The sequence below is a fragment of the Kitasatospora sp. NPDC001540 genome (assembly GCF_042894345.1).
GTDB lineage: Bacteria > Actinomycetota > Actinomycetes > Streptomycetales > Streptomycetaceae > Kitasatospora > Kitasatospora phosalacinea_C.
Window position 1 is genome coordinate 162,807 of sequence record NZ_JBIAVO010000015.1, and the last position, 7,260, is coordinate 170,066.

The following is a 7,260-nucleotide window of genomic DNA, read 5'->3' on the forward strand; positions in this document are numbered from 1 at the left end:
CGGCTGACGGAGGTCACCCCCGCGATGTACAAGCTCCTGTTCAACCTGGTGTTCAAGAAGATGGACCCGGAGAAGGCCCACCACCTGGCGTTCTTCTGGATCCGACTGGCCGCCTCGGTGCCCGGCCTGCGCTCGCTGGTGCGCGCCGTGCTCGCCCCGCGCGACCCCCGGCTGCGCACCACCGCGCTCGGCCTCGACCTGCCCGGGCCGTTCGGCCTCGGCGCGGGCTTCGACAAGGACGGCATCGGCATCGACGGCCTGTCGATGCTCGGCTTCGACTTCGTCGAGATCGGCACCGTGACCGGCGAGCCGCAGCCCGGCAACCCCGCCCCGCGGCTGTTCCGCCTGGTCGAGGACCGGGCGCTGATCAACCGGATGGGCTTCAACAACCAGGGCTCCGCCCGGGTCGCCGCCCGCCTCGCCGCCCGCCCGCACACCAGCAGCACGCCCGTCATCGGCGTCAACATCGGCAAGACCAAGGTCGTGCCGGAGGACGAGGCGACGGCCGACTACCTGAAGAGCGCCAGGGCGCTGGCCCCGTACGCGGACTACCTGGTCGTCAACGTCTCCTCGCCGAACACCCCCGGGCTGCGCAACCTGCAGGCCGTGCAGGTGCTCGGGCCGCTGCTGTGGGACGTCCGCAAGGCCGCCGACGAGGTCACCAACCACCACGTGCCGCTGCTGGTGAAGATCGCCCCCGACCTCGCCGACGAGGACATCGACGAGATCGCCGACATGGCCCTGCACCTCGGCCTGGACGGCATCATCGCCACCAACACCACCATCGGACGGGAGGGGCTGCGCACCCCCGCCGACCGGATCGAGGAGATCGGCATGGGCGGCCTCTCCGGCGCCCCGCTCAAGGAGCGCTCGCTGCAGGTGCTGGAACGCCTGCGCAAGCGCACCGACGGCCGGCTCGCCATCGTCTCCGTCGGCGGCGTCGAGACCGCGGAGGACGCCTGGCAGCGGATCCTGGCCGGCGCCGACCTCGTCCAGGGCTACTCCGCGTTCGTCTACGAGGGCCCGTTCTGGATGCGCAAGGTGCACCGGGGCCTGTCGGCCCGGCTGCGGGCGGCCGGGTACGCGACGATCGGCGAAGCGGTGGGCAAGGGCAACCGCTAGGGTCCGTCTTCAAACCCCCGTCGCAGCCCTGCGGCGTCTGGTGCGTGCTCTCGGCGTGCCGGGTGGAAGGCCTCGTACTGGGTGTACTTGGTCTTTCGCCCGGTGCGGCGAGAGGGCGTGCCAGGCGTCGTGGGGCAGGCGGGGGTTTGAAGACGGGCCCTAGGGCCCCGGGACGAGGGAGAGGAAGGGACGGCGGGGATGGCCAATCCGGTGGTGGCCCGGGCCGAGGTGGTCGGCACCCGGGCCGACGGGCCCGCCCGGCGGGTCACCGTGCGGTGCGCCACGGCGGCGGCCCGGTTCCGGCCCGGGCACTTCGCGGCCCTGGCCGCCCCCGCGGGCAGCGTCGACGTGCTGCGCCACGCCGTGCCCCTGCTGCGGGCCGACGGCGACACGCTCGACCTGCTGCTGCCCGCCGACCCCCCGCCGCTGCTCGACCTGATCGCCCCCCTCGGCACCCCCTACCCGCAGCCCGACGCCCCCGGCTGCGCCCTGCTGCTGGGCGAGGACACCCAGGCCGGACCGCTGCTCGCCCTCGCCGAACAGCTGCTCGCGGCGGGCGGCCGGGTCGCCTTCGTGCTCGCCGCCGGGAGCGCCGGACGGCTGTACGGGGTCGACGCCGCCCGCGAACTGACCGCCGACGTCCTGCTGCTCACCGCCGACGGCAGCGCCGGGCTCCCGATCGGCGACGACCCCGCCGCCCTCCTCGACCAGGCCCTCGCCGCGCTCGACGCCGACCTGCTCTACACCGCCGCGAGCCCCGAACTCACCGCCGCCGCGGTCGCCGCCGCGACGGCCCGCGGGGCGCGCAGCTGGACGGCGGTCGCCACCGAGACGCCCTGCGGCACCGGCCTGTGCCTGGGCTGCGTGCTGCCGGTGCGCGACGCCGACGGCGTCAGCCGCCTGGTTCGCGCCTGCGCCGAGGGGCCGGTGTTCGACGGCGTGCGGGTGCGCTGGAGCGGACTGGAGACCGTACCGGCGGACGTGGAAGGGGCGGACGCGGGAGGGACGGGGGCGTGACGGAGCGTCAGGAGGTGGACCTCACCGCGCCGTTGGGGACCGGGACGGTGCCGAACCCGCTGTCGACGGCGGCCGGGTGCGCCGGGTTCGGGCGGGAGCTGGCGCGGTTCGTGCCCCTGGACGAGCTGGGGACGCTGACCACCCGGACGGTGCTGCCGCGGGCCGGGGCGGGGGCACCGGGGCCGCGGGTGGTGCCGGTGCCGGCCGGGGTGCTGAACGCGGTCGGCGGGCAGAACCCCGGGCTGGAGGGCTTCCTGCGGCGGGAGCTGCCCTGGCTGGCGGAGCGCGGGGTGCGCACCGTGGTGTCGATCGGCGGGCACCGGCTGGAGGACTTCGCCGAGCTGGCGGCCCGGCTGGCCGGGCGGGACGGGGTGCGCGGCCTGGAGCTGAACCTGTCCGTGCCGGGGGCCGCCGACCGGGGCGTGCCGTTCGCGGCCAACCCGGCGGTCAGCTACGACGTGGTCGCCGCAGTCAAGGCCGTCGCCCCCGACCTGCCGGTCTACGCCAAGCTCGCCCCCGACACCGGCACGGTCACCGAGGTCGCGGCCGCCTGCGCGGCGGCCGGGGCCGACGGCCTGTCGATGGTCAACACCGCCCGCGCGATGGCCATCGACCTGGACGCCTGCCGCCCCGCCCTGGCGGCCGGGGCGGGCGGCCTGTCCGGGCCCGCGCTGCGCCCGATCGCGGTGCACTGCGTGTTCCAGGTGCACGCCGCGATGCGGGCCGGGCGGATGCCCGCGGTGCCGATCCTCGCGATGGGCGGGGTGCGCACCGGGCGGGATGCCCTGGAGTTCACCCTGGCCGGGGCGTCCGGCGTCGCGGTCGGCTCGGAGCTGCTGCGCGACCCGACCGCCCCGCTGCGGATCCTCGACGAACTGCGCGCGGAGCTCACCACCAGGGGCTTCGCCGCCTACACCGACGCGGTGGGACTGGCCCACCGCGCCACCACGACGGAAGACGGAAGACCGTAGATGACTGACACCACGCCCTTCGGCACCCGCCTGCGGACCGCCCTCGACACCCGGGGCCAGCTCTGCGTCGGCATCGACCCGCACGCCTCGCTGCTCACCGCCTGGGGCCTGGGCGACGACCTGGCGGGCCTGGAGACGTTCTCCCGCACGGTGGTGGAGGCGCTGGCGGACCGGGTCGCGGTGCTCAAGCCGCAGGCCGCGTTCTTCGAGCGCTTCGGCAGCCGCGGCGTCGCCGTCCTGGAGCGCTCGGTGGCCGAGGCCCGGGCGGCCGGGGCGCTGGTGGTGATGGACGCCAAGCGCGGCGACATCGGCTCGACCATGGCCGCGTACGCGGAGGCGTTCCTGTCGCCGGACAGCCCGCTGTTCTCCGACGCGCTGACCGTCAGCCCGTACCTGGGCTTCGGTTCGCTGCAGCCGGCCGTCGACCTGGCGAACGCCAACGGCTGCGGGCTGTTCGCGCTGGCGCTGACCTCGAACCCGGAGGGGCACGAGGTGCAGCGGGCGGTCGGGGCGGACGGGCGGAGCGTGGCGCAGGAGGTGCTGCGGCGGCTGGCGGCGGAGAACGCGGGCGCCGAGCCGCTGGGTTCGTTCGGCGCGGTGGTCGGCGCGACGCTCGCCGACGCGGGCGCGGACCTGGCGATCAACGGCCCGCTGCTGGCCCCCGGAGTGGGCGCGCAGGGCGCCACCGCGGCCGACCTGCCGCGGGTCTTCGGCGACCAGGTGCGCAACGTGGTGCCCTCGGTGAGCCGGGACGTGCTCAAGCACGGACCGTCGGTGCAGGCGCTCCGGCAGGCCGCGCAGGCGTTCGTCGACGATGTGAGGGCCGTCACAAACGCATGACCGGAGGGCCGTCAACTCGGTTGATTTGACCGGAAAACTCCCAGGTCGGCCCCTGCTGACCTGGACTTTTCGTGTTCTTTTCCTGACGCGGCGGCCCAAGTTGGGTAGTGTCCGGCGGTAGGACGCCAGTTGGCGGTGGTCACGGCCACCTCCGCAGGTCAGAGCCTGTGGCGTCCGGGCACCACCAAGTCATGGCTCATCCCTTCCATCCACACCTGAGGTGAACGGCGTGGCTCTTCCGCCCCTTACTCCCGAACAGCGCACCGCCGCGCTCGCCAAGGCCGCCGAGGCTCGCCGGAAGCGCGCTGACGTCAAGAACCGGCTGAAGCACTCGGGCGCCTCGCTGCACGACGTCATCAAGGCCGGCAAGTCCGACGACGAGGTCATCGGCAAGATGAAGGTCTCCGCCCTGCTGGAGTCCCTGCCGGGCGTCGGCAAGGTGCGCGCCAAGCAGATCATGGAGCGCCTGGGCATCTCCGAGAGCCGTCGCGTGCGCGGCCTCGGTACGAACCAGATCGCTTCCCTGGAGCGCGAGTTCGGCGGCGCCGCCTCCTGAACGGAGGCCGGTGTCGGCGGAACGTCCGCGATCCGGGATAATCGGTGCATGAGTGAGCGTCCGCGGCTGACCGTGCTCTCCGGCCCCTCCGGGGTCGGCAAGAGCACGGTCGTCGCTCATATGAGGAAGCAGTTCCCCGAGGTCTGGCTGTCGGTGTCGGCGACGACCCGGCACCCGCGCCCCGGCGAGCGCGACGGCGTGCAGTACCACTTCGTCGACAACGAGCAGTTCGACAAGCTGGTGGCCAACGGCGAGCTGCTGGAGTGGGCCGTCTTCGCCGGGAACCGGTACGGGACGCCGCGGCAGGCGGTGCTCGACAAGCTCGACAAGGGCGAGCCGGTGCTGCTGGAGATCGACCTCCAGGGCGCCCGGCAGGTCAAGGAGTCGATGCCCGAGGCCCAGCTGGTCTTCCTGGCCCCGCCGAGCTGGGAGGAGCTGGTGCGCCGGCTCACCGGCCGCGGCACCGAGCCGCAGGACGTGATCGACGAGCGGCTGGCCGTCGCGAAGGTCGAGCTGGCGGCCGAGGCGGAGTTCGACACGACGCTTGTCAACACCTCCGTCGAGCAGGTAGCGGCCGAACTGCTAGCCTTGCTCGGTGTAGCCTGACCGGATCGGCTGCACCCAGCCGGTCCGGACAGAGTTCCTGACAAACCACTTCGGAAGGTTCAGCGTGTCCTCTTCGATGACCGCGCCCGAGGGCATCATCAACCCGCCGATCGACGAGCTGCTCGAGGCCACCGACTCCAAGTACAGCCTGGTGATCTACGCGGCCAAGCGCGCCCGCCAGATCAACGCGTACTACTCGCAGCTGGGCGAGGGCCTGCTGGAGTACGTCGGCCCGCTGGTCGACACCCACGTGCACGAGAAGCCGCTGTCGATCGCGCTGCGCGAGATCAACGCCGGCCTGCTCACCGCCGAGGCGGTCGAGGGCGCCTGAGCCCCGAGAGCCACCGCAGGGCCCGTTCCGTCGCCGTCTTCCGGCAGCGGGGCGGGCCCTGTGCCGTGTGCGCCCCGACACGTCGCAGGCGGGCGGCGGGGGGCCGTAGGGTGGGCCCGAGCCGTCGCAGCACGTCGCAGCACGTCGCACTAAGGAGAGCCGACCGTCATGAACGCGTCCCGTGTGGTCCTCGGGGTGAGCGGCGGGATCGCCGCCTACAAGGCCTGTGAGCTGCTGCGGAGGTTCAGCGAGTCCGGGCACGAGGTGACGGTGGTGCCGACCGCGGCGGCGCTGCACTTCGTCGGGGAGGCGACCTGGGCGGCGCTGTCCGGGCGGCCCGCGGCGACCGAGACCTGGGAGCGGGTGCACGAGGTCCCGCACGTGCGGATCGGGCAGCAGGCGGACCTGGTGGTGGTCGCCCCGGCGACCGCGGACCTGCTGGCGAAGGCCGCCCACGGCCTGGCGGACGACCTGCTGACCAACACCCTGCTGACGGCGCGCTGCCCGGTGGTGTTCGCGCCCGCGATGCACACCGAGATGTGGGAGCACCCGGCGACCCAGGAGAACGTCGCCACGCTGCGGCGGCGCGGCGCGATCGTGATCGAGCCCGCGGTGGGCCGGCTCACCGGCGTCGACACCGGCAAGGGGCGGCTGCCCGACCCGGGCGAGATCTTCGCGGTCTGCCGCCGGGTGCTGCTGCGCGGCGCCCTGGAGCGGGACCTGACCGGCCGTCACGTGGTGGTCTCGGCGGGCGGCACCCGCGAGCCGCTCGACCCGGTGCGCTTCCTCGGCAACCGCTCCTCCGGCAAGCAGGGCTACGCGCTGGCCGCCACCGCGGTGGCCCGCGGCGCCCGGGTCACCCTGGTCGCGGCGAACACCGCGCTGCCCGACCCGGCCGGGGCGGACGTGGTCCGGGTCGGCACCGCGATGCAGCTGCGCGAGGCGGTGCTGAAGGCCGCCGAGGACGCCGACGCGGTGGTGATGGCCGCGGCCGTCGCCGACTTCCGGCCCGCCGAGTACGCCACCGGCAAGATCAAGAAGGTGGACGGGGTCGAGCCCGCCCCGGTCGCGCTGGTCCGCAACCCCGACGTGCTGGCCGAGGTGTCGGCCGACCGGGCCCACGACGGGCAGGTGGTGGTCGGCTTCGCCGCCGAGACCGACGACGCGCTGGCGAACGGCCGGGCCAAGCTGGCCCGCAAGGGCTGCGACCTGCTGGTGGTCAACGAGGTCGGCGACGGCAAGGCCTTCGGCCAGGAGACCAACAGCGCGGTGCTGCTGGGCGCCGACGGCTCCGAGGTCCACATCGCGGACGGGCCGAAGGAGGTCCTGGCCGACGCGATCTGGGACCGGGTGGTCGCCCGGCTGCCCGCCCCCGGCCCGGAGGCCGACCGGTAGCCGCCGCAACGCCCCTGGTCGCTCCGGCAGTTGGATCCCTCCCGGCCGGGAGGTTCGGCTGCGACCCGTCCTGACCGGCGCAGACCCCGTCGAGGGGGATTCCGGTCGCGGACACGACGGACCTCCGTAGGGAGTGTTCGGGATCGGTAGCCGACCGTTACACTCCACACCAGGAATCAAGTCTTTCCGGATGCCGCGGGACTTCCGCGCGCATTCAGTCAGCAGCCGCTGCAACCCCAGGGAGCGCTGTGTCTCGCCGCCTGTTCACCTCGGAGTCCGTCACCGAGGGCCACCCCGACAAGATCGCTGACCAGATCAGCGACACCATCCTGGACGCCCTCCTCAAGGACGACCCGACCTCCCGCGTCGCCGTGGAGACGCTGATCACCACCGGCCTGGTGCACATCGCCGGCGAGGTCACC

Annotated in this window: 9 protein-coding genes; all 9 read left to right on the forward strand. The window is 73.8% G+C overall.

Annotation, left to right across the window (positions count from 1 at the left end; translation table 11 throughout):
* Nucleotides 1-24 precede the first annotated feature (24 nt).
* Nucleotides 25-1,122, forward strand: a complete 1,098-nt coding sequence (locus ACFY00_RS19770) for a quinone-dependent dihydroorotate dehydrogenase (protein WP_388032777.1) — start codon at nt 25-27, stop codon at nt 1,120-1,122.
* A 198-nt stretch (nt 1,123-1,320) separates the two neighbouring features.
* Complete coding sequence (locus ACFY00_RS19775) at nt 1,321-2,139, forward strand: dihydroorotate dehydrogenase electron transfer subunit (RefSeq protein ID WP_388032778.1); 819 nt, start codon at nt 1,321-1,323, stop codon at nt 2,137-2,139.
* Nucleotides 2,136-3,110, forward strand: a complete 975-nt coding sequence (locus ACFY00_RS19780; protein WP_388032779.1) for a dihydroorotate dehydrogenase — start codon at nt 2,136-2,138, stop codon at nt 3,108-3,110. Before ACFY00_RS19775 ends, ACFY00_RS19780 begins: the two co-directional genes overlap by 4 nt.
* Nucleotides 3,111-3,950 carry an orotidine-5'-phosphate decarboxylase gene (gene pyrF, locus ACFY00_RS19785; protein ID WP_388032780.1) on the forward strand — a complete coding sequence of 280 codons (840 nt, stop codon included), beginning with the start codon at nt 3,111-3,113 and terminating at the stop codon, nt 3,948-3,950.
* Between the two features lie 229 nt (nt 3,951-4,179).
* On the forward strand, nt 4,180-4,506 hold the full coding sequence (mihF, locus tag ACFY00_RS19790) for an integration host factor, actinobacterial type (protein WP_030459182.1): 327 nt from the start codon (nt 4,180-4,182) through the stop codon (nt 4,504-4,506).
* Nucleotides 4,507-4,554: 48 nt separating this feature from the next.
* Nucleotides 4,555-5,112 (forward strand): guanylate kinase, encoded by a 558-nt coding sequence (gene gmk / locus ACFY00_RS19795; RefSeq protein WP_081951827.1) that lies wholly within the window; start codon nt 4,555-4,557, stop codon nt 5,110-5,112.
* Between the two features lie 64 nt (nt 5,113-5,176).
* The gene (gene rpoZ / locus ACFY00_RS19800) at nt 5,177-5,443 is read left to right on the forward strand and encodes a DNA-directed RNA polymerase subunit omega (protein WP_030459184.1); all 267 of its coding nucleotides are present in this window, start codon (nt 5,177-5,179) and stop codon (nt 5,441-5,443) included.
* A gap of 168 nt (nt 5,444-5,611) precedes the next feature.
* Complete coding sequence (coaBC, locus tag ACFY00_RS19805) at nt 5,612-6,838, forward strand: bifunctional phosphopantothenoylcysteine decarboxylase/phosphopantothenate--cysteine ligase CoaBC (RefSeq protein WP_388032781.1); 1,227 nt, start codon at nt 5,612-5,614, stop codon at nt 6,836-6,838.
* 248 nt (nt 6,839-7,086) lie between these two features.
* The coding region (locus ACFY00_RS19810; RefSeq protein ID WP_388032791.1) for an S-adenosylmethionine synthetase N-terminal domain-containing protein at nt 7,087-7,260 on the forward strand (174 nt) is incomplete at its 3' end.

What these genes read in the sequence shown, in the direction of transcription:
- gmk (WP_081951827.1), top strand. Translation starts at nt 4,555, where the DNA reads ATGAGTGAGCGTCCGCGGCTGACCGTGCTCTCCGGCCCCTCCGGGGTC.
- coaBC (WP_388032781.1), top strand. Translation starts at nt 5,612, where the DNA reads ATGAACGCGTCCCGTGTGGTCCTCGGGGTGAGCGGCGGGATCGCCGCC.
- pyrF (WP_388032780.1), top strand. Translation starts at nt 3,111, where the DNA reads ATGACTGACACCACGCCCTTCGGCACCCGCCTGCGGACCGCCCTCGAC.
- ACFY00_RS19770 (WP_388032777.1), top strand. Translation starts at nt 25, where the DNA reads ATGTACAAGCTCCTGTTCAACCTGGTGTTCAAGAAGATGGACCCGGAG.
- ACFY00_RS19775 (WP_388032778.1), top strand. Translation starts at nt 1,321, where the DNA reads ATGGCCAATCCGGTGGTGGCCCGGGCCGAGGTGGTCGGCACCCGGGCC.